Origin of the sequence: Legionella sp. 39-23 (genome assembly GCF_001897665.1) — a bacterium.
Lineage (GTDB): Bacteria > Pseudomonadota > Gammaproteobacteria > Legionellales > Legionellaceae > Legionella > Legionella steelei.
In genome coordinates, this window is sequence record NZ_MKTO01000004.1 from 211,040 (window position 1) to 235,635 (window position 24,596).

The following is a 24,596-nucleotide window of genomic DNA, read 5'->3' on the forward strand; positions in this document are numbered from 1 at the left end:
CAAGTTAAATAATTTCAAAATAGCGATCTAATTCCCAATCAGTAATATGACGACGAAACTCACGCTCCTCCCATTCGCGAGAAGCTGCAAAATGCTCGACAAAGGGTTCGCCAAATAAAGTTTTGGCAGCCTTTGACTCTCTGAGGCGAGAAGCAGCTTCCCACAAAGTTCTTGGCAAAGCGAGTTCCGCTTGATGGTGTTGTGTATAAGAATTACCTTTAATTTCTGGGTATGGCTCCAGTTCATGCTCAATGCCGTACAATCCAGAACCTAAAGCCGCAGCCAAGGCCAAATAAGGATTTGAATCAGCAGAACCTAGGCGATACTCGACACGTTGTGACTTATCACTTCCAGGGATAACGCGTAATGCGGTTGTACGATTCTCTACCCCCCATGTCGCATCCGTTGGTGCCCAGAAGCCTGGAATCAGTCGAGAAAAACTGTTCACAGTAGGAGCAACCATTGCTAAAAACTCAGGCATTAGTTTTTGTTGTCCTGCTACGAAATGTCTTTGAATTTTACTCATATTATGTTGCATCGCAGGATCGTAAAAAGCACTGCCTCGATTATTTTTATGTCGTAAAGAGAGATGGATGTGCCCACTTTGCCCGGGATAGTTCGGTGACCATTTGGCCATAAAGGTTGCCATTTTATCGTTTCGTTGCGCTAAAACCTTCATAAATGTTTTAAATAATGCCGCCTTATCGCCTGCTTCTGTGGCGTTATCTACAGCAATAGCTGCTTCAATTACCCCAGGACCTGTTTCTGCATGCAAACCTTCAATAGGAAAATCCATGATCTCGCTCATATTGAGGATTTGATGATATAAGTCGGCATGAACCGTGTTGCGAATCATCGAGTAACCAAAAAAATCGGGGGTCATGGGTTTTAAATCACGAAAGCCTTTAGCGCGTATACTGTCTGGCGTTTCATCAAACATAAAGAATTCATATTCTAATGCCGCATAAGCATCAAACCCCATCGCATCTGCTTTATTAACCATGCGGCGTAGTAATGCTCGTGGACATAGATTTTCAGCTTCCCCAGCAAATTCAGCCATAAATAACAGCTGATTCTCTTCAAAAACAAGATCGCGACATGTTTCTGGCAAAATGCGCACTAAAGTATCAGGATAACCTGTGTGCCAGCCTGTATATTTTCCATTATCATAGAGCTTATCTTTGGAGTCCCAACCTAAGATCACATCACAGAAAGCAAAACCATTATCCAAAGCCGAGAAGAATTTATTACGGCTCATATACTTTCCAAGCATCACTCCATCCACGTCAAATAAACCAACCTTGACATGGCTTAGATTACGCTCCTCAATAATTTGTTTTGCGGCCTCAACAGTTTTAACATCCTTTGCAGTTAACATAGCCTTTCCTTTGCCAGTTCATTGTAACTAATTGATAATATCTCAGATTCTATTCTTGAAGCTAGGGTTATTTATTGACACTTAAAAAGACAATCATGCAAAAATAATTGCGGTTTCATCTGCCCCACATTAAAGATTTCTATCATCACATCTCTGCTCATTTTGATGAATATAAATGACCTCTACTCTACCTTTAATGATTTTGCTAAAATCGCCGCACTTTCAACTCGAGATAACAGCCTTCATGACTACTTCCCATACTCCAATGATGCAACAATATTTACGCATTAAATCAGAATATCCTGATATGCTCTTGCTCTATCGTATGGGTGATTTTTATGAGTTATTTTTTGATGATGCCAAACGGGCGTCACAATTATTGGATCTCACGTTAACTCATCGCGGTCACTCTGCGGACAAGCCAATTCCCATGGCTGGTGTTCCTTATCATGCTGTGGAAAATTATCTCGCACGACTGATCAAAAAAGGTGAGTCAGTAGCTATTTGTGAACAAATAGGAGATCCCGCAACCAGTAAAGGTCCCGTTGAACGACAAGTAACTCGCATTATCACCCCAGGGACAGTAACCGATGAAGCACTTTTGGATGCTAAAAAAGATAATTTATTACTGGCCATTCACCACCAAAAACAAAAAATTGGCTTAGCTTGGGTTGAACTCAGCAGCGGCCGTTTTCACATTCAGCAATTAACAGAAACAAATCAACTCAGTGCGGAGCTCACACGCTTGCAGCCTGCTGAATTACTGTTACAAGAAGAATCTCCCTTGGAAGAGTACTGTCTGAATTTTCCAATAAAACTTCGGCCAGGTTGGGAGTTTCACTTTTACAATGCTAAAAAACTCTTATGTGAGCAATTTGCAGTAAATGACCTTAGAGTATTTGGTGAGGAAGAGAATGCTACAGCACTTGTTGCAGCAGGGGCATTATTAACCTATTTGCATGCGACACAAAAACAAGCTCTTCCTCATTTAACAACAATGACACTTGAACATAGCAATGATTACTTGCAACTGGATGCATCGACACAAAAACATCTCGAAATATTTGAAAATATGAATGGCAGTCATGAAAACAGCCTGTTATCGCTGTTGGATAAAACCGCATGCTCCATGGGCAGTCGTTTGCTCAAGCGTTGGTTAGGAAGACCTCTCATACAACATGAGCAAATTATGGCACGCCAGAATGCCATAATGGAAATCATGCGTCTTCAATGCAACATGTCTGTCTATGAATTACTAAGACAAACATGTGATGTAGAACGAATTGTCTCACGCATTGCTTTAAAATCGGCTCGCCCACGTGATTTAGTCGCTTTAACTCATACTTTAGCGTTACTTCCAGAATTGAATTCCATACTGGCCCATCACTCAAGCGAGCTCATAGTACAATTAAAAAAAGACATTAAACCATTACCGACACTACAACAATTGCTTGCTGCAGCAATTATAGAAAATCCACCCGTGTTAATTCGCGATGGCGGGGTTATCGCACCAGGTTTTGACGAAGAGCTTGATGAGCTTAGGATGCTCAGTACACGTGCTAATGACAAACTCCTGCATTTGGAGCAAGAAGAAAAGCAAAAGACTGGCCTCTCTTCTCTGAAGTTTGGCTTTAATAATGTACAAGGTTATTACATTGAGCTTTCTAAAGCCCAATCAGAAAAAGCACCTACTCATTACCACAGAAAACAAACCTTAAAAAACGTGGAGCGCTATATTACGCCGGAATTAAAGCAGTTTGAGGAGAAAGTATTATCAGCACAAGTTAAGGCTTTGGCACGTGAAAAGTGGTTGTATGAAAACCTGCTACTAGAAATCCAAAACAACATCAACGAATTAACGCTTTTGGCACAAGCATTGGCCAAATTAGATGTGTTAGCCACTCTTGCGGAACGAGCTCAAAGTTTCAATTGGTGTTGCCCTAATCTGGTGCCTGAATCACAAATCTCCATTGAGGCAGGTCGTCATCCAGTAATTGAACATTTGCTGCAAGAGCGTTTTATTGCTAATGACTTACAACTCAAACCATCACAAAATATATTGCTCATTACCGGGCCCAACATGGGAGGTAAATCAACCTACATGAGACAAACTGCTTTGATTGTACTTCTAGCACATATTGGCAGTTTTGTACCCGCTAAATCGGCAACTTTAGGACCTATCGATAGAATTTTTACCCGTATTGGCGCCAGTGATGATTTAGCCTCCGGACGCTCCACTTTTATGGTGGAAATGACAGAAACCGCTCAAATTTTAAGGCAAGCAACCCATAAGAGCCTGGTCTTAATTGATGAAATTGGTCGCGGTACCAGTACTTATGATGGTATGGCATTGGCCTATGCCAGCTGTGCTTATCTGGCTACGAGCATTAAAGCATACACTTTATTTTCTACGCACTACTTTGAGTTAACTAATCTTCCTCAACAATGGTCCTGCATCCGCAATGTTCATTTGCAAGCATCATTGGAGACCGGCCGTATCATTTTTTTATATCGTGTCGAACCAGGCCATGCGAATCGAAGTTACGGACTTGAAGTAGCCGAGCTTGCAGGGATACCTCCTGAGGTTTTAAAAATTGCGCATACGCACTTAAATCATATGCAAAATCAGGCACCTCCAATAACTCAAACGCAGTCTATAGTTCAAGTAAAACCCCTCTCACCTATTTTACGAGAGCTAGCGCAAGTTGATCCGGATCGTTTAACAGCAAGAGAAGCACTTGACTTAATTTATAGGTTCAAAAACATGGAGACAGCTGATCTGTAAGCTTTATGTAGTAAAGTCAAAATGCAATCAAAAGTAAGTTGGGCCAAGACTCAACCTACTTTTGATATCTAATAAGTCTAAGATGTCCTTATTCAACTTTAAGTACTTAATGAAATTGAAGCGCTATGCTCTGACCTCTCCTTTAATACAGAGGCACTTTTTGTGAAAAACATATTAGGAATTACATGAGATAATAATCGTTGATTTTGACAGTAAGCCAAAACTCTCATTTGAAATTGCTGCAATATACTCCCAGCTGTACTCGCACTAACATGTGGGGCAAATCCACCCGTTCCCCCTTCCTCTTGGTCCATGTAATATTCAATATGTGCTTGGGTCAAAGTAATATTCTGCTGCAAGTTTTCTCCAACAATATCAATTATCTTACCCCCCGAGGTTTGCGTTGAAGCAGTAGCTTCCACACCAAAAGCTTGCCCTAAATCATAGCCTTGGTGATGCATGAATATCACATTAAGCGCTTCCTTATCTGCTACAGATGCCAAAGTTCTACCCGTCGAATATAAAGGGGCTGTTGTTTTTATACTTTTCAGTTGAATAGGTTCAACTAAATATTGACGTCTTTCCGGTGAATCAAGCTCTTGATAAATTGTTGCACCGTATGACGCAGCAATCACTTGTGACCCGCGACAAATACCGCATAGGGGTTTAGGTGCTGACTCACGTTGTTGCATATAGACTAAACTAAATTCAAGAATATCACGGCGTGGATCACTCAATTCTGGATGCTCAGTATATGTTGGTAAACCAGTTTTAGGATGACATTTTTCTCCGTAAATACGCGGATCCATATCTTGTCCCCCTGTTAACAGGACACCATCCACCTGATTAAAGATTGCTTTCGCATGGCTATAAAGAGTCGACATTTGTGGAAATGCAGATGGTTTTTTAGTGTTTTCTTCACGCATGATTTGAATCATTAGCAAAGGAAAACTAATACCTTGTTTTTTCCATTCTGCTGTAAAAATAGTTGATATATCGTCTGCGCTTGCTTTCACAGAACATTGCTCGGCTATATCGCTTTTACTTTGCGCCTCATAGCTTAATTCTTTTGAAGACTTAGTCGCTAGCTTTTTAGCTTTTGCAAGCACGTCATCTTTTAATTGTTGCAACCTGTGTTGGGTTAATGCATTTAGCGTATTGATTTCTTTATCTAATAATGCAGCATCTACTTCTGGCATTACATCCATGCGCACTGGATATATCCCTTGCGCCAATAACATTTTCTCAGCCAATGTTGCAGTCAGCAATGGGGTCACATTATTCCAAGACACCAATACAGCAGGCTTAGTATTTGTTTTTTTAACCTGATGCATTGCAATCTCTTTATCAGTTAACAACTCACTTACATGAGACAAACTCGCTCCAGGAGAGTTATTTATAATCACGTCTACAGTTCGAGCGCCACCCAATATGGAAGCTTGCTGCATAATACAATCTGTAAACGTTAGCTTACACAATTGCTTTAAATAATTAAAACGAGTACGTAGAAAATGATTTCCCAAGAAAAGCAAATCATTTAACGTGCTGTAATCGAAGGAAGTCTGTGTAAACTGATTGCGAATAAAACGAACACCATGGAATGAAGCATAATTAATCACCGTATTATTAAAAGAAGAATCACGGATCTCTTGCTCACGCCAAATCGATCCTGATAAATCACATGTATCAAACTGGCAGTTTTTTATTTCACAACCGGTAAAATCAATATTATTCAATAAATCCGTTCTACGAGGTAATTTAGTTGCACTCACCAAAGAACCATCTGCTCGTTGCATCTGCATCGTATTGACTGTTTTACCTGGAACTGCAAAATTAAGATTCTGTAAAATGGAGGAGTAGCCTTTTTCCTTTAAATAAACAGCAAGAGGAAGTTTAGCACCTGGAGGTAGCCCTTTTTTGTATAGCAAAATATCATCTAAAACTTTTTCAAATTCACTTTGTGTAATAGGTAAGCCCATACGTTAGTTCCTTCAAAATTTATCCACAGTATTAGACTCAAGAAAGATTGAAGATCTATCAAACTCTTATGAATCTTTATTTTGAACCTTAGTCCAGGTTAGAATAAGCTGTGCCTTCTAACGTGTTCATACCGCTACCTTAGTCCACCCTCTCGATTAAGGGTATATTCGTAACCAATCAAGAGGTATACTTAAATCTGGTGGAAAGCAATATTTGAGACCAAGTTGAGTTAAAAATAAACTAAGCGAATGCAGCATACATCAGTAGATAAGTATTTGCCAACTTATTTTTCGTTCAACCTACTCTCGATATAGCATTTCTAATAATGCAGCGCAAATACTTAGGTATTTTCTGATACAAGCAGGGATATTTTTGGTGAAACACCTACTGAGACTATCATGAAAAAACTCATCTATCTGATACTGCTCATTACCTGTTTTGCACTATTTGCAAAAAGCAATGACTCCGAAGCCATTACAATTTATGGGGTTTCTGGAAAAGTCGAAGCGAATGTTGAAAAACGTTTAAGTGAATTACAAAAATTAAAACCCCTTGACCAATTCACCTTGGAAGAATTACAAGAGCAAGTAGTTCAAGCTGTGCAGCCTTTTGGTTATTTTAAGGCAGAAGCCAAACTGCGAAGAACTAATGCACGCGAGCTGTCAGTTATTATCCATCCCGGCCCGCAAATCATGATTTCTCGAATTACAATTGAAGTAATTGGTGAGGGAGCACGTAATCCTATTCTCCGCGATACAGTAAAAAATGTGGCATTAACCCCAAGGACGCCCCTTTTTACTGAACAATACGAGCAAGCCAAATTAAAACTGCTCGAAGCGGCTGAAACCCAAGGATATATGCACGCAGGCTTTAAAAAAAGTGAAATTTTAATTGATGAAGATAGTTACACAGCAGAAATCACATTAGTTCTTGACACAGGCCCTCTTTATTATTTTGGACAGATACAGTTTAGTCCCACATATATTGATCCTAAGTTATTGCATCGTTTTGTTCCTTTTCACCCAGGACAAGTCTATTCAGGCGATAAAGTACTGCAATTAAATAATGTTCTATCAAATAGCGGTTATTTCAGTTCCGTACTTGTAAAGCCACAAATTACAGAAAACACAACAGTACCTGTACAAATCTACACGGAACCTGTATCCAAATACTCTTATACTTTAGGTGCGGGTTATGGAACTGACACTGGCGTTCGTGGTCGCGCTGCATTACATGTGGTACCTGTCAATCGTCAGGGACATAAATTCAATCTTATGGCACAAGGTTCTTTTGTGCAAAACGCATTACAAGCCCAGTATGTTATTCCAGGTAAAAATCCTATTCAGGATCAATACACGCTTACAGGTAATTTTTCGAATTTAAATTATAGTGCAGGATATAGTAACTCGTTTCTTATCTCATTGGCACAACAACATCGAATCACCGATTACCAACGCACTTTGTCCTTAAACACGCTTTATGAGGGATTTCATTACGCATTTCAGGAAAATACAAAACAGTTTCTACTCTATCCTAAGACAACGTTCACGTGGAGCAAAACCCAAGGCCTGCTCTTTTCTCCCTCGGGATATAACATTACGTTTAATGGTCTTGCAGCAAGTCAAGCACTCTTATCTACCATTAATTTGGCTCAAGCCTCTTTAGATATGAAAGTAGCAATGCGAATTGAGCCTCTCCGTTTACGTCTTTACGGGCATGCAATTCAAGGATTTACAGCAATTAATAATATTAACCAGCAGCCTGTATCACTTGCATTACTTTTAGGAGGAACGGATAATTTAAAAGCATTTAGTTTTAATTCAATAGGTCCAAGCAGAATAATAAGTTATGCTGGTTTTGAAATTCAAAAAGAAACCAAAAAAAATTGGTACTTGATTGCATTTTATGATGCAGGAGCGATTTACAATCCAACTCCTTTAAAAAGTTATTATGATGCAGGCGGTGGTTTAATGTGGGTTTCACCTATAGGTCCAATTAAAGTAGGATTAGCACAAGCAATTAATGGTCGATGGCGGCGAGATAGCAATGGTCCACGTTTGGTCATCAGTATGGGACCAGACTTATGAGACGTTTTTTAAGAAAAACTCTCCGTGTTTTAGTTAAAATACTTTATTTTAGTTGCCTACTTCTTATTTTATTGGGTGGGATGGCTTTGTTTTTACTAGAAACAAAGCCCGGTTTACGCACTCTTATTCAATTCAGTCATTTATACTTACCAGGCACTATTAAAATTCAACAAATTGAAGGCAGCTTATTCAATCACTTTGTCTTGAGTGGTGTTGAATATCAAAATGAATCGCTTAAATTAAGAATAGAACAACTAGACGTTCAATGGCGTCCTCATGCGTTAAGAGAAAGCCAATTAGTCACTGCTCAATGGCATGGTATGCAGTGGAAATCGGCACAAGATAAAATCATGAGCAGTAAAAAAGGAACAATCACGGCCACGGGTGTCCTCCCCAACATGCAAATTAATCTAAACTCACAAGTAACCACCGAACCAGAAGCTCATTGGTTGATGGATGCAACAATTCGGGGCACACTGCCATGGACCTGGACATTTGATGCGCATCTGACCCAACCCCCAAATATATCAGCACAACACACGCGTTTATATACCAGTTTCTCTACCAAAGGTGTGATCACTGCTAAAAATCAGGGAAATTTATTGCTCACCATACATCCCGGTTTTTATCAACTACCTGATAATGACACTATATCTCGGGTTCAATTTAAAGGTGGCTCTCTGAAAGTAACCCTTTCACCTGAGCAACTTAACGGTTCTGGAATTTTGACCATTGATGAACATAAAAATTTAAAACTAAAATTTAAACTTCCTCAATTTGCTCTTGATACTGGCTTAAAAGATGACCAGCCCATAAAGAGTGAATTATCATTGGAAATAAACTCATTGGACTTTTTACAAAAAATCAGTCCAGAAATTAATAAGCTCAAAGGACAATTGGTTGCGTCATTCAAAGTAAGCGGCACGATGAAGAAAAGAAAAGTCACAAGTCATCTTATGCTCAGCAAAACAAGTCTTTCCTTACCTAAGCTAGGACTTAATCTTGATACTCTCGAGGTAAATATCCACGGCAAAGAGCGATCCTGGGAAGCAACAGGTTCGGCCATATCTGCAGGTCATCATTTATCACTGACTGGCAAAGGAAATCTAAGCGCTCAATTTACAGGGGATTTCACCTTGGAAGGAGATAATTTTCCATTGGTTCAAACCAGCGAATACAAAATTCATATTTCCCCTAAACTCAATCTGCATGTCACACCAACAACGCAAACTCTTTCTGGTACTGTTTTGGTTCCTTATGCTGAAATCAAACCTCGCTCATTTCATAACAGCATCTCTTTGCCAGATGATATAGTTTATAAGCGTAAGGAAAAACCAGCACCATCCTTTAGTCCGATTAACAGTATGGATATTGATCTTGTAATGGGAAAAGAAGTAACCATCGATGTAAAAGGGTTAAAAGGCCATTTGAATGGAACACTGCATGTAAAGCAATCACAACAAAACTCGATCAATGCATATGGAGAATTATCCGTTAGAGATGGTACGTATAAGGCCTATGGGCAAGATTTAGCGATACAACAAGGACAACTCATTTTTACTGGCGGGCCTATTTCTAATCCAGGTATTAATGTTCGTGCAGCAAAAAAAATTAGCACTACCCCTACAACCTTTGCCAGCTCAAGCCAACTTTTAGACTTCAATAGCACGAATCTGCAAAATATTAATTATGGGGAAACCATGATTTTAGGAGTTGAAGTAACTGGTCGATTAGCTCGTCCCAAAATTCAATTGTTTTCTGAGCCTGCTGTTCTTTCACAAGCAGACATTCTTTCCATGCTTGTTCTTGGGCGTCCAGCAAACCAGGCAAATAAAGCTGGAGGACAATTACTTCTCACAGCGATATCTTCCATGAACTTGGGAAGCAACACAAACAGTCTTCGCCTTTTAGAACAGCTCAAACAATCCGCAGGTATTGATTTTAATGTACAAACCAATACTAACTATAATCAAGCCACCAATACCTCAAGTGACACCACTTCTTTTGTGGTAGGAAAATCCCTTTCGAAACGTTTCTATTTAAGCTATAACATTGGGCTTTCACAAACAGACACCAATATGTTGACACTCAGATACTTACTTAATCGATTTTTTAGTATTCAAATAAGCAACAGTGACACCAGCAGCGCGATTGATTTTCTGTATACCTCGAATAAGAAAATTAAAAAAAGAAAACGCTGAATTTTTTGTCAACTCTCTGAAATTTAGATCTGAATGTTTTGTGGCCTGGGTGCAGCATAGCGGAACACGAGAATTATGAGCATGAATTACAAGCCGAGTTCCGCTACGCTGCACCTAGGCTACAGTAATTGTGTTAATATATCTCGGATTTTTATGCCACAAAAAATAGACTGCTTGTCTAATGAATTAATAACAGGATTAACTCCATGACCGATTACAACATACCCTTAAGATTGACTCGTTTAAGAAGTAGCGCAATGTCGCGTGCATTGGTTAAAGAAACACGCCTGCATCCCCAGCAATTTATCGCTCCTTTATTTATTAGTGAACTACTTAATGAGCCTCAGGAAATAAGCGCAATGCCTGGTCAGTTTCAATTGAGCCTCGATTGCATCCCTAGAGAAATTGAATTACTGACTTCTTTGGGAATTCCCGCAGTCCTTCTGTTTGGTATTCCTAAACATAAAGATGCATATGGTAGCGAATCATTCAATGATGAAGGAATTATTCAACAGGCGATAGCAAAAATTCGCGCAGTGAATAAAGACATCTTAATTATTACTGATCTTTGTTTTTGTGAATACACAGATCATGGACATTGTGGTGTACTTAATGGTGAATGCATTGATACCGATAAGACTTTGGCTTTCCTTGCAAAACAAGCGGTGAGCCATGCAAAAGCTGGCGCTGATTGGGTAGCACCTAGCGGAATGACTGATGGAATGGTCCATGCGATTCGTAACGCATTGGATATCCAAGGATATCAACATATTCCCATCCTAAGCTACAGTGCAAAATATTGCTCTTGCCTATATGGACCTTTTAGAGAAGCTGCACAGGGAGCACCAAAGTTTGGCAATCGTAAGGCGTATCAAATGGACCCTGCAAATGGTGCCGAAGCCCTTAGAGAAACAGCATTAGATCTTGAAGAAGGAGCCGATATGATGATGGTTAAGCCTGCCGGATTTTACTTGGATGTGATTGCAAAACTAAAACAACATTTCCCTGAAGTGCCTCTTTGTGCCTATCAGGTAAGCGGTGAATATTCGATGATCAAAATAGCCGCTCAAAACAGACTTATCAATGAAGAACACGCCATAATAGAAAGTCTAACAGCGATAAAACGTGCTGGTGCAGATTTTATAATCTCTTACTTTGCCAAAGATATCGCACGCTTATTAAGCCAGAATAAATCATCTTAATTTGAGTCAATCATTTGTTGTCTAAAACTAATGTTGATAGACACTAGGCTATTTTACGATATACTCTTGGGGCGTTTTAACGATGTAGAACAGCCGATTGGTATAGAACCGTGCGTTTTCTTCAGACTTATTGAGGATGATAACTTGTACCAATCATTTATAATTAAACGGAGAAAAAGATATAATGAATTTAATATTTAAAGGTTTTTCAGCAATTGCTTTAAGTTTAAGTGCTGTAACAGCTTTTGCAAGTCCAGCCTATTTAATCACTCATAATAAAACTCCAGAAGAATCTAATGCCTATATAGCAGGCGTCCCTTCTGCATACCCAACGGCTGGCAATTCAACACAAAAAGTTTATTGGAATCTCGTAAAATTAGCTTGCTATGGACACACAACGGGCAAAGAATGCTCTGCAATAATTAAAATGGCTACTAATACTTCTAATCCTATAGAAGTAGGTGAAGTCAAAATGAATCTTGATACGGGTGATATCTCTCCAAAATTTTTATCAAAGAACGGATATACTCTAACTGTAAATGGTGCTGGTGAAGCGACTATTGAGAAAAGATAATTTTTTATATGGATATCAGGAGGCGCATTCTCGCCTCCATCTCAGAGCTTATCAGGCACATATCAATAAAGCAGTAAATTAGAAAGCGCAAAGCCAAATTTATCTGTCAAAGCGACAACACCATCATCCTGTGCGTTTACAACGATAGATCCTCTGATTGAAGTATCAAATTGAATATAGACTAACGACATCTTCGCTACGTTTGGATTTGTATATTAGGTAATTTGTTGAAAAAAATAGCGCAATGAACGTAGGCTGGGCTGATAAGCCCAAGGTTTACAAAGCAACAAAAGAACCATGAATAATACTTGTTAATTAGTATATTGATGGGTTCATGATGAACTTTTTGGAGAGTAAGAAATTAACAGTAAATGCTGGGTTTAACAGCTCACCCTACTCTCATGATTGTAGATGTTAATGTATACGAAGATAACGTATCTCTGTGATACACACTAACCAGAAATAAAAAAAGCCACTTTAAGTGGCTTTTACCGATTCAGTGTACAAATACTTATTTTGTTGGTGCCTCAGGGATTTTATCAATAATCCATGTCAATTGTGCACCGACTAGATCAGCAGCAAAATTACCGCCATTAATATCTACACTATATTCAGAAGTTTGTGAAAGAGCTTGGACTGTATCAACATCCGGGTTAGATCCAGCAAACAAATGAGTATATCCAACGTCAATACCAACATTGGGTCGCCATTGATAATGTGCGCCAACAGCAATTGCCCAGCGATCTACGTCAGGTAAACGAACATTTCTAAATGCATCAGGTGTTGGAGTCTGATCATAACCACCACCTACACGAAACATTAATTTTGGATTTACACGATAATTGGCACCAAGAGCAACACGCCAAGAATCATGATAGTCTTGCACTACATTACTATTAATATTTGCTTGAGTCACGTTAAAAAATGGCGCGCCCCCGATATTGGGAACAGCAACGTTATTCAATTGGATATCATTAAATACGTGCCAACCGGTATAAACAACTGATCCTAATAAAGCCAACCGCTCGTTGATGTCTTGATAACCACTTAATGTAAGGACATCGGGGAATTCTTGTGGATTGCTAAATAAGTCATTATTTGTTCGGGATGCCGATGGAGGTAAGATTGGGAAAACCAACTCAAAATTGTTATTAGCCAATATTCCAGATAAGCGGCTATGTCCATAAAAAACATGTCGCATGCGAGATTGATAATTAAGACCGATGCGTGTGTGGTTGTCATTAAACATACCCATCACCCCAACATGAAATCCAACACCCCATGAAGACGCTTTGTTATAGCTTAAAGAGTCAACTGAAGCAGGATCCTCTTGCAAAAGCAGGAAAAGCGTGGGAGCACCAATCATTTGATTAAATTTAGCACGAGCCCATTGCAGATCAAGACCTGCTCCCAATGCAAAATGTTCAGTAAGTCGAGTACCTAATTCTGGCGAAATATTAGTGGTTAAAATTTCTGTGTACGTCGCTGAATATCGTACTGGAGAATCAGGAGCCCAATCAGTGGCCAACCCAAATGGAGCAGTCACACTTAAGCCAAACGTAGTGCGCTCACCTAAAGGCAAAGCATAATGGAATGAAGGCACAAACGCATTATAACTACCATCTACTCCAGTGAAATTTTGTTCATAGTCAACAACTGCAGGGAACGGTGCAGGAAGACCAGTTGTGGTAATAAAATTACTTGAACCATTCATCTTCAAAGTGGGAAATATGCCAATACCACCAAAAACCAGTTGCTGCTCACGAAGTAAAGCTAAACCAGCAGGATTATACCAACCTGTTGATGCGTCGGCTGCTTCTGCTGCAGAACCTGCGGCGTAGTTACCAACTGCATATCCAGCACCTTCTCCATACAAAGAGAATCCAGCTGCATGAGCTCCACTAGCAAATAAAACGCTAATAACAGCAGCATTCACTAGTGTTCTTAAAGGTTTGTGCATATTTTTCACTCCTTTTACTCCTTAGATATCATACTTCAAAATTTGAATATAAATACGTCCGCTAAACAGCGAGTGTACCCTGTTTTGAAATCATTAAAAACACCTTCAAAATACTTTTTTCTATTTATATTCAACAAGTAATGAATATTAATCCATAGTGAAATAATTAAGCCCATCATGAGCAATTAATGAATAAAATTATCCCTGAATCTTTCAATTAGTGTCCTGGAGGCTTGTGCTGCTCCTCTCCTCCATGGTAATGTGTATTATTTTTGTGCGGAAATGAATCATGCAACAAATAGTAACTAAATTTGGTGGTACCAGCGTTTCAACTCGCAACACGTGGAATAATATTGCGTCCACTACTAAAAAACATATAAATTCTGGGGTACAACCTGTTATTGTCTGCTCCGCACTGACGCAAATTTCTAATAAGCTTGAAAAGGCTATTGAGGCTGCTTTACTCAATGAACATCAGAGCATTTTAACTGATATTCGTAATGGCCATCTCAATCTTGCCGAACAACTTGAAGTTGATCCTGAATTAATTGCCAAAGATTTACTTCAATTAGAACAATGGCTCACTGGCATTGCCCTATTAAAACAAGCTCCTGCAAAAACTCATGCGGAAGTTTTAAGCATGGGTGAGCTCATGATGACTCGCCTAGGCCATGCTTTTCTCAAAAAACAAGGAATTGATTGCACTTGGTATGATGCTCGTGAACTGTTAACCAGCACCCCTTTCCCTGATGGAGGGCCTGCGAATTATCTATCGGCTCGTTGTGAGAGTGAGTATGATCCTGAGTTAGTCGAACGATTTATCTCCAGCGGTTCGCAAGCGATTATTACTCAAGGTTTTTTTGCCGCCAATCCACAAGGAGAAACCGTTTTGCTAGGACGAGGAGGCTCTGATACTTCCGCTGCCCTGCTCGCAGGCAAACTCCAGGCCGCATCGTGTGAAATTTGGACTGATGTTCCCGGAATTTATACAGCCAATCCGCATCAGCTGCCACAGGCACGTTTATTAAAGAAATTAAATTATGATGAGGCACAGGAAATTGCGTCAATGGGTGCTAAAGTATTACACCCCAATTGCATACCTCCTGTTCGTCGTGCCAATATCCCAATGTCCGTCAAATTTACACAAATGCCGGAACATTCAGGAACACTCATTACTAAAGATATTGATGAAACAGCACCACTTATTAAATCCATTCAGATTAAAAACAGTATCTTATTAATCTCTATAGATACGTTGCATATGTGGCAACAAGTTGGATTTTTATCTGATGTGTTTACTGCATTTAAACATCATGGATTCTCGGTAGACTTACTCTCCTCCTCTGAGTTTAACGTCACTTTATCACTTGATATCAACAGTAAAATACATGACCGACCAGCAATTAACGCTTTATTGGCTGAATTAAATCAATTTGGGCGTGCAAAACTCATCGAGCCCTGTAGTGCAGTAAGCCTTGTTGGCCATCATATCCGAACTGTATTGCCACAACTTGGTCCAGCTTTAGAGGTGTTTGAAGCAAAACAAGTTTATTTAATGTCGCTTGCATCCAATGATTTGAACCTCACGTTCGTTGTAGATGAATCACAAGCAAATCAATTATGCCAAAAACTGCATCATTTACTGATAGAAAATAATCCGCAAATTTTCTATTACTCAAAAAGCTGGCATGAAGAGTTCGGTACACCGACTGCTCGCTGTATTCCGTGGTGGGAAAAAGAACGTGATCGTTTATTAACTATTGCCTCGCTCAATTCACCTTGCTATGTTTATCACAGCCGAACCCAAGCTGACAGAGCCAAGCAACTACTTGCCTTAAAATCAATTGATACATTGTTTTATGCGATTAAAGCTAATCCTCATCCATCGATTTTAAAAACCATGGAAAAAGAAGGTATCGGTCTTGAATGTGTTTCTATTCAAGAGCTGGACAGAGTATTAGAACTATTCCCTAACATCGATAGAAAACGCATTCTGTTTACGCCCAATTTTGCACCAAGAGCAGAATATGAATACGCTCTAAATATTGGTTGTTACGTCACCATAGACAGCTTATATCCTTTGGAACATTGGCCTGAGTTGTTTAAAAATCGTGACGTCATTATTCGTATTGATCCCGGCACTGGTGCTGGCCATCACAAACATGTTTCAACTGGGGGGAATGAGTCAAAATTTGGTATTACTCAAAATGACCTTGAGCAGGTTGTCACATTAACCCAAAAACAGAATATCCAAGTAGTGGGTTTACATGCCCATTCTGGAAGTGGCATTCTTACCCCAGAGTTGTGGCAACAAACGGCCTTAATGCTTGCATCATTAACAGAGCAATTCCCGCATGTTCAATCGATTAATTTAGGTGGTGGATTAGGCATAGTCGAAAAACCAGGGCAACAACCCTTAGATTTTGCAAGCTTGGATGCCTTGTTAATGGCAGTCAAATCACGTTACCCGCACATTAAAATTTGGCTTGAACCAGGGCGATTTTTTGTTGCAGAAAGTGGAGTTATTCTTGCCAAAGTGACTCAATGTAAAGAAAAAGGCAAGGTCAAATTTGTGGGTATCGAAACAGGGATGAACTCTCTAATCCGTCCTTCTTTATACGGTGCTTATCACGAAATTGTGAACTTAAGCAGGTTATATGAAGAAAAAGCAGGATTTTCACATATAGTAGGCCCAATCTGTGAGTCAGGAGACACTCTTGGCTATGATCGGTTATTGCCTGTGACTGAAGAAGGTGATGTGTTATTAATTGCCAACGCAGGCGCCTACGGCCGTTGCATGAGCTCACATTACAATTTGCGTCCTCCAGCACAAGAAATCATTGTAGATTAAAGCGTTTTTGTAGGTTGGGCCTTGGCCCAACAAAACCGCTTCCATATAATTCAGTGATGTTGGGCCAAGGACCAACGTATATGGTGGGGCAAAAAATATTTAATAAAAACATACAGGGACAAACACAATGCTAGTCGACAGTGATCAACGAAGCCAAGCTACCGATCCTTCCTTATCATTTATCGTTCAAGCTCCTGCAGGTTCCGGTAAAACCGAAATTCTTACCCAGCGCTATTTGCGACTATTAAGCACAGTCACTGCTCCCGAACAAATTATTGCGCTAACATTCACACGTAAAGCTGCAAGCGAAATGCGTGAACGTATTGTGCATGCATTGCAGCAAGCAGCAAGTAAAAAGAAGGCCGACACACCACATCAACACATGACACTTACCTTTGCTGGTGAAGCACTGCAGCGTGACGCTCATTTTCAATGGAATTTATTGCAACAGCCGAATCGATTAAGAGTCATTACAATTGATTCTTTATGCCAAAGCATAAATCAAGCAATTCCGTTGTTGGAAAAACAAATTGCTTATTCACAAATTACTGAAAGAGTTAATAGCCATTATTTAAATGCTGGGCGACGTTGTATTCAATTTGCTCTAACAACACCTGAATATCAGAATGCAATAAAAACACTTTTGCTGCATGTTGATAATCGCCAAGACCGACTACTTGAGCTCTTTACTTCACTTCTCTCTCAAAGAGATCAGTGGTTGGCTCCCCTATTTCAAGCAAGTGCCCAGGAAAAATCAACTTTTGAACGCGCACTCCAACTTATAGAACAACATGAGTTAAAGCGATTCAAACAAAGTCTACCCACACACGTGGCTGTTGAGTTAACTCGATGTGCGCGTGAGTTAGCGGATATAGAAAATAACCCTAGTTCACCACGCTATCCACTTAAGGATTGGTATGATTTCCAACAGGTCAATCAAGAGCTTGCAACAGCCTTAAGTAAACTATTACTTACAGGTGATGCAAATTTCCGTAAAAGTTTTGATCATCATGTCGGTTTACTTAGTAGCTCCTGCGCTCCAGACGAATACAAAAGGCTCAAAAATGCCAGTAAAGAACTTCTCAATGAATTGAGTGAGTATCCTGATTTTCTTGAGGCACTAATCCAAGTCAGTAATTTACCTGCGCCAGAATACGATCCTGAGCAATGGGAAGTCTTGCAAGCACTGTTTTTATTGCTCCCTCTTCTTGTAGGTCATTTGCATGTTTTATTTAGCGAGCACAATGAGATTGATTTTACCGCCATATCTCAGCAAGCACTGAATGCCTTAGGCCACGAAGAAAATCCAACCGATTTAGCTTTATATCTTGATCACGCTCTGCAACATATTCTGGTTGATGAGTTTCAGGATACTTCGATTACTCAATTTGAACTGTTAACAAAACTCGTTCTTGGATGGGAGAAAGGCGATGGGCGAACCCTATTTATCGTTGGCGATCCCATGCAATCCATCTATCGTTTCAGACAAGCAGAAGTAGGATTATTTTTTCGTGCTAAAGAACAAGGCATAGGGCCTGTTACCCTTCAGCCTTTGGAGTTAAGCTGTAATTTTCGCTCAACACAAACTATTGTTGATTGGGTAAATAAGCAGTTTACCAGCATATTTCCCAAACAAGTTGATATAGAGTCTGGGGCTGTTTCATTTCATCCCAGTGTCAATGTCATTCAGAATAAAGAATGCAGTGCTGTTCAAGCGATGCAATTTAAAAACCGTGAGCAGGAAGCAAAAAAACTCATAGAAACCATCCAATATGAATTGCAAACTCATCCTGATCACACCATGGCCATTCTGGTGCGCTCAAGAACACAACTAAGCGAAATCATTCGTCTCTTACGCCAACATCAGATCCCTTATCAAGGAACTGATATTACTTTATTAGCCAATCTAGGCCACTTACGCGATGTGTGGTCATTAACCCAGGCTTTATTGATGCCCGCAAATCGCCTCGCATGGCTCGCAGTTCTTCATAGTCCTTATTGTGGCTTGTCATTAAGTGATATTCATGCCATAGCTCAATTCAATAAGAAAAAATCGATTTACTTCGCTTTATTGCATTTAAACAAAATACCAGGCATAAGTGACGAAGGCAGACTTCGTGCAGATTATTTGATCCAAGTCATGCATCAATCACTAAGTCAAAGGTATGAAAACCAACTCTCAGTCTGGGTCATCCGCACCTTAAAAGAATTGCATGTCGATAGTATTCTAAAAACCGAGCAACTTAATGACTTAGAACAATTCTGGACTTTGCTTGATCGTTATGAACAAGAAGGTCGCTTACCGGATATGAATGAATTTCTCTCAGAACTCAATAAGCTCTATTCACAACAAGCAAACCCTTCACGCTTACACGTGATGACGATTCATAAATCTAAAGGACTGGAATTCGATACCGTATTTTTACCTGGATTAGGCACCCAACCTAATCGTGGAGACAATCCAATGTTACGCTGGCTCAATTTACCGACTCAAAAACATGGTAATTTGTTGCTGATGTCACCTATACACGCTGCTCATCAAGATCATTGTGCATTGTATGATTACTTAAGTCAGTTAGATGAAGTAAAAAGCCGCTATGAAGCACAACGATTATTGTATGTCGCCATAACCCGGGCAAAATCACGCTTGTATTTAATGGACCATTCAGAAAAATCGTCCAAAACTTCATTTCGACATCTTTTAAAAAGCATAGAATTTATTGAGGAAGAATCATTATCCATTATTGAGGAAACAAAGCAGTCTTTACCCAAACTTGGACGCCTCCCCCTTGATTACTATCAAAATAAAACATCTGAAATTCTTGATACCCGTACTCATATCAAGACAACATCCTCTTTATCAACAACTATTCCTCGACTCACCGGTATAGTAACCCATCAATTACTACAATGGATTTGTGATAATCATCCAAGAGCGTTCGTTGAGGTTCCCTGGAGTTTAGCCAGTTATGAATTAAGAAAGCTAGGTTTCGATGAAATAATGCAGCATGAGGCATTACTCAGTATGCAAGAACAAATCATGCGTATGTTTGAAGATCAAACGGGATTATGGATTATTAGCGAACACCATCAGGAACAGAACGAATACGAATTATTGGTAGAACAACAAAATAGGCCGATTACGCGGATCATTGATCGCACTTTTGAAGAGCAAGGCAAACGTTGGATTATTGATTTCAAAACCGGAAAAGAAGATGAAGCATCCTTGCTGAAGCATCGACAACAATTGAATGAATACGGCTCTTATCTAGTAAGGCAAACCCATCTACCAATCTATTGTGGAATTTATTACCTCCCCAGCAATCATTGGGTCTATTGGCAATATGAGCCCTCTGAACTGCTTATCGCCTAGGTATTGACGTGGGCTAGTAAACAGCTCCTAACACTATGAAATAATAGACCGCTGCGTTATCATTCGTCTTTTTCATTCAAGGCTAATCCATGACCACTGAAAATACTGTAATTCACTTGATGAATACTCTGAAAGATCCATTTCTTGGCCTTACAGGCAAGGAAATGAATCTACAATGTAGCCTTGAAATAACTGATAATCAGCTGCTCATCAATCTCACAGCTGGATTTCCTTGTAACTTACTTGAAGAAAATTATAAACCTCTCTTACTTGCGGCTTTACAATCAGCATTTCCTAATCAAAAAATAGTCATACACATCAATCAATGGATTAAACCGCATAGAACACAACTCGTAGGCAAGGGCTTACGTGGGGTAAAAAATACTATTGCTGTAGCGTCTGGTAAAGGAGGAGTAGGAAAGTCTACCATAACAGTGAACTTAGCAACCGCATTAGCTCGAGTAGGGGCACGAGTAGGTATTTTAGATGCAGACATTTATGGCCCAAGTATGCCATTAATGCTTGGTAAAACCGAACCGGTGCAAGTGAGTGGCGAACATTACCTTCCTGCAAAAGCACATGGTATAGAAAGCATGTCCATTGGCTATCTAACAAACAGCGAACAAGCGATAATCTGGCGTGGCCCCATGCTTGCAAAATCCCTAATTCAAATGCTGGATATTACCCTTTGGGACGATCTCGATTATTTGTTCATTGATTTACCGCCTGGAACAGGCGACATTCAATTGACTTTGGTACAAAAAATTCCACTGACTGCAGCCATTGTAGTAACTACCCCACAAAACGTAGCGACACTTGATGCACAAAAAGCAATACATATGTTTTCTAAAACAGGAATTGATGTACTCGGCATTATTGAAAATATGTCCACCCATATTTGCAGTCAATGTGGGCATCAAGAAACAATTTTTGGTGCAGGTGGCGCAGAAACACTTTGTGCCACGCATCATACGACATTACTCGGACAACTACCCCTGGATGGACGTATACGAGAAAATTGCGATGAAGGAGCTCCTACTGCCACTCAAGCTCGTGATGCGTTAACAGATACATTGATTAAAACAGCGATGAGGAGCACGATTGAGCTGGCCAAAAAACCAATCAATTATGCAGATAAGTTTCCAAAAATTGTTGTTGAGTGAGTTCTTCCATAGGGGGTATACTTGCTCAACTAACATAGGAGCATCGTAGCCTGGCTACGATCCTAAATAATAATAACAATAAAAATAAATTAGCCATGGAACGATTAATAATATTTGTAATAAGCATTCTGTATACCTGTCTGGCTGTAGCCAAATCTCCCTATCAAATTGATTTAATTATATTTGCACACCCAAATCAAAACACAGGACTAGCTATCGACGCCCCTCTCATTCCAATGAATACAAATGCTATATCTTTGAAAGCGGATGCAGACAAATCAGGAAAGCCTTATCGGTTGTTACCCCCATCTTCTTCCAGCTTACGTGATGAGTACTACCTACTCACTCGTAAATCTCGTTATCAAGTACTGGGACATTATTCATGGAGACAGCCAGCCAATAATCAAAGCAGTGTCTCTTTACCTGTAGTGGAGCATAATGGCTGGCAAATGCAAGGAACTTTAAATATAACGCAGGCGAGTTATTACTCTTTTGATGCAAAACTTCAAGTATCACCGCCCAACAACCCACAATCGTCATTCACTATTTCACAAAAACAACGTCTTAAGGGTGATGTTGTTTATTATCTAGATAATGCGCAGATTGGCATGTTGGTTAAAGTTCATCAATTAGGATGATAATTGTAACCTAGGCGAAACCGTAACCCGGATTTCGCTACGCGGCTCCCAGGCTACAAATTTTTATTTGTTACCAGGTGGAAAAATTCGATCAAAAACCGTTGCCCCACCCTCCGTGACATGCTTCATCGAAGTATTCGCATCGGAAAACGTAGGATTAGGCTTGCTTGAAAAAAAGCCCCAAAAACCATTTCCTGCTTGTTTGGCTCTACCTATCTCATGCAAGCTAAATAACGCAGCGGCTGTTAGCGTTAATGAGGTGAATGGACCTAGCCTGGCATAAAAAGGCGACATAAATAAATTTCCAAAGCTGATTAATGCACCAGTCTTTAACGCTTTTTCGGGATTTACTTGATCTCTAGGCATACTTCACTTCCTTGATACATAATTTGAAAATCTATTTAGGTCGGCGACTATCGCTCGGCGTAGGACTGTGATTATCGCTTGGCATAATTTCATCAAATATCGCCGCACCTCCAACTGCAATATTTGCCAGGGCATTCTGAACCTCAGTACTTTTGTCGCCTGTTACACCACCAAAAAAAGTATTCAGATTATTTTTACCATTTTCTACAACTCTTCTATTCTTACCTATCTCATGCGCACCATATAAAAATGCACTCGTCGCAGCAATTGCTACAGTCAAACCGAGCTTGGCATCAAGCCAATACAGCGGCGCTAAAAGTGTATTTCCAACTGCGACTAATGCACCAGTCTTTCCAGCATCATCTATATTGATTTTAGCTTGTGACATATCAATTCCTTATGATAATTATTTTTAACAGACTATTTGAGTGCCAATAAAATTGCAAGCATAAATTTATTGCGCCATAGTGCATAATATGAAACCAAATACACAGTGAATTGAATTTAATCAATATGTAAATTATAATTTCATATGACAAAAATGGAATCATGAGCTCATAATGTCTCCCAAAAGCCGAATTATTGAGGCGCTCACTTTCTGTCTCAAACAAAAGTCCACTAAGGATTTTAAATTCAATAAAGCTACTGCCTATGCTGGGCTTAGCGACTTATATGAATACTATGCCCTGGAAAATAAAACAGAGCAATTTTTTGAGGCATTTGAGCAATTGTGCACTATCCCCAATGATTACCTTATTGGCGATAATCCAATGTTGGATAGTTTTATTATTCAACTGGAAAAGGTTTTTCATCCCCAAAAAAAGGAAAAACCCTTTATCCGACCTACCCCATGGTGGGAAATTGAACGCTCTCGTTTGCTTGCTCTGGCAGAGGATCATGCGCCCTGTTATGTATATCACAGTCCCACACAAACAGCCCAAGCGCAAAAATTATTAAGCATGCAATCAATTGATACCCTATTTTATGCGATCAAAGCCAATCCGCATCCATCCATTTTAAAAACATTGGAAAAAGAAGGTATTGGCTTTGAATGCGTTTCCATTCAAGAGTTACAACAAATATCGAGTCTGTTTCCTCATATAGACAAAAAACGCATTTTATTTACACCAAATTTTGCCCCCAAAATAGAATATGCTGCGGCTATGGATTTAGGATGTTATGTGACCATAGACAATTTATATCCGTTAACAAATTGGCCGGAATTATTTAAAAACCGTGAGATCATCGTGCGTATTGACCCTGGAGTTGGTGCTGGCCATCACAAACACGTCGTGACTGGAGGCAATGAGTCAAAATTTGGAATTGCCCAAAATGATATAGAGCAACTTAAAACCTTGACCCAGGAGCATCATATTCATGTTATTGGTCTACATTCACATTCTGGTAGCGGAATTCTTACTCCGGAACTTTGGGAACAAACTGCATTAATGCTCACATCACTTCTGAAACAATTCCCGCGGGCACAATTTATTAATTTGGGTGGTGGTTTGGGTATTGTTGAAAAACCAGGGCAAAAACATTTAGATCTAAAGCAACTCGATTCAACATTACTGGCAATTAAATCAAACTTCTCTCATGTACAATTCTGGATGGAGCCTGGACGCTTTTTTGTGGCAGAAAGTGGCATCATTTTGGCTCGAGTTACTCAATGTAAAGAAAAAGGAGAAGTACAATTTATAGGAATTGAAACTGGAATGAACTCCTTAATTAGGCCTTCTTTATATGGCGCTTATCATGAAATTGTCAACTTAACTCGATTGCATTCAGAACCATCGGGAGTATCACACATTGTAGGCCCGATTTGTGAATCGGGCGATACATTAGGGTATGACCGCATATTACCTACGACTCAAGAGGGAGATGTCCTTCTAATTGCGCATACCGGAGCCTATGGACACTGCATGAGCTCTTATTACAATTTAAGACCTCCCGCACAAGAAATTATATTAGAATCATAATTGAGCTTTTTATCTACTCTTCTCTTGAAAATTTTCAGCTTATTTGACATGGATTTATT

14 protein-coding genes and 1 pseudogene are annotated in these 24,596 nt (G+C 39.6%); 10 read left to right on the forward strand and 5 right to left on the reverse strand.

Annotated elements, in window-relative coordinates:
- Nucleotides 1-4: 4 nt before the first annotated feature.
- On the reverse strand, nt 5-1,378 hold the full coding sequence (locus BGO44_RS02130) for a glutamine synthetase family protein (protein WP_273199068.1): 1,374 nt from the start codon (nt 1,376-1,378) through the stop codon (nt 5-7).
- A 244-nt stretch (nt 1,379-1,622) separates the two neighbouring features.
- On the opposite strand from BGO44_RS02130, the gene mutS reads away from it, so the two are divergent.
- Nucleotides 1,623-4,163 (forward strand): DNA mismatch repair protein MutS, encoded by a 2,541-nt coding sequence (gene mutS / locus BGO44_RS02135; protein ID WP_273199203.1) that lies wholly within the window; start codon nt 1,623-1,625, stop codon nt 4,161-4,163.
- A gap of 98 nt (nt 4,164-4,261) precedes the next feature.
- Here mutS and BGO44_RS02140 read toward each other — a convergent pair whose 3' ends face one another.
- A complete protein-coding gene (locus tag BGO44_RS02140) occupies nt 4,262-6,142 on the reverse strand; it encodes a gamma-glutamyl-gamma-aminobutyrate hydrolase family protein (protein WP_273199066.1) in 1,881 nt (626 codons plus the stop codon).
- A gap of 399 nt (nt 6,143-6,541) precedes the next feature.
- Here BGO44_RS02140 and BGO44_RS02145 point away from each other — a divergent pair, with 399 nt between their 5' ends.
- The 4 genes from BGO44_RS02145 to BGO44_RS02160 all read left to right on the forward strand — a co-directional run bounded on the left by BGO44_RS02145 (nt 6,542) and on the right by BGO44_RS02160 (nt 12,207).
- On the forward strand, nt 6,542-8,230 hold the full coding sequence (locus BGO44_RS02145; RefSeq protein WP_273199063.1) for an autotransporter assembly complex protein TamA: 1,689 nt from the start codon (nt 6,542-6,544) through the stop codon (nt 8,228-8,230).
- Nucleotides 8,227-10,431: a translocation/assembly module TamB domain-containing protein gene (locus BGO44_RS02150; protein WP_273199061.1), complete on the forward strand. Its 2,205-nt coding sequence runs from the start codon at nt 8,227-8,229 to the stop codon at nt 10,429-10,431. Before BGO44_RS02145 ends, BGO44_RS02150 begins: the two co-directional genes overlap by 4 nt.
- Before the next feature lie 206 nt (nt 10,432-10,637).
- Nucleotides 10,638-11,633 (forward strand): porphobilinogen synthase, encoded by a 996-nt coding sequence (hemB, locus tag BGO44_RS02155; RefSeq protein ID WP_058512315.1) that lies wholly within the window; start codon nt 10,638-10,640, stop codon nt 11,631-11,633.
- 184 nt (nt 11,634-11,817) lie between these two features.
- Nucleotides 11,818-12,207, forward strand: coding sequence for a hypothetical protein (locus BGO44_RS02160; RefSeq protein ID WP_058512314.1), 390 nt, complete (start codon nt 11,818-11,820; stop codon nt 12,205-12,207).
- Nucleotides 12,208-12,718: 511 nt separating this feature from the next.
- Here BGO44_RS02160 and BGO44_RS02165 read toward each other — a convergent pair.
- Entirely contained in the window at nt 12,719-14,176 is a 1,458-nt protein-coding gene (locus tag BGO44_RS02165; protein ID WP_058512313.1) for an OmpP1/FadL family transporter, read from the reverse strand.
- Nucleotides 14,177-14,456: 280 nt separating this feature from the next.
- Between BGO44_RS02165 and BGO44_RS02170 the strand changes: the two genes are divergently transcribed.
- From BGO44_RS02170 to BGO44_RS02185, 4 genes are all read left to right on the forward strand, one after another.
- Nucleotides 14,457-17,018 carry a bifunctional aspartate kinase/diaminopimelate decarboxylase gene (locus BGO44_RS02170; protein ID WP_058512312.1) on the forward strand — a complete coding sequence of 854 codons (2,562 nt, stop codon included), beginning with the start codon at nt 14,457-14,459 and terminating at the stop codon, nt 17,016-17,018.
- A 127-nt stretch (nt 17,019-17,145) separates the two neighbouring features.
- A complete protein-coding gene (locus BGO44_RS02175; RefSeq protein ID WP_273199058.1) occupies nt 17,146-20,391 on the forward strand; it encodes a UvrD-helicase domain-containing protein in 3,246 nt (1,081 codons plus the stop codon).
- An 89-nt stretch (nt 20,392-20,480) separates the two neighbouring features.
- The gene (gene apbC, locus BGO44_RS02180; protein WP_058512310.1) at nt 20,481-21,554 is read left to right on the forward strand and encodes an iron-sulfur cluster carrier protein ApbC; all 1,074 of its coding nucleotides are present in this window, start codon (nt 20,481-20,483) and stop codon (nt 21,552-21,554) included.
- A 95-nt stretch (nt 21,555-21,649) separates the two neighbouring features.
- Entirely contained in the window at nt 21,650-22,192 is a 543-nt protein-coding gene (locus BGO44_RS02185) for a CsiV family protein (protein WP_058512309.1), read from the forward strand.
- 63 nt (nt 22,193-22,255) lie between these two features.
- Here the strand turns inward: BGO44_RS02185 and BGO44_RS02190 are convergent, their stop codons facing one another.
- Nucleotides 22,256-22,558 (reverse strand): hypothetical protein, encoded by a 303-nt coding sequence (locus BGO44_RS02190; RefSeq protein ID WP_058512308.1) that lies wholly within the window; start codon nt 22,556-22,558, stop codon nt 22,256-22,258.
- Between the two features lie 31 nt (nt 22,559-22,589).
- Nucleotides 22,590-22,946, reverse strand: a complete 357-nt coding sequence (locus BGO44_RS02195) for a hypothetical protein (protein ID WP_273199053.1) — start codon at nt 22,944-22,946, stop codon at nt 22,590-22,592.
- Nucleotides 22,947-23,280: 334 nt separating this feature from the next.
- Between BGO44_RS02195 and lysA the strand changes: the two are divergent.
- Nucleotides 23,281-24,537, forward strand: a pseudogene (lysA, locus tag BGO44_RS02200) (diaminopimelate decarboxylase); the annotation flags it as partial.
- Nucleotides 24,538-24,596 lie beyond the last annotated feature (59 nt).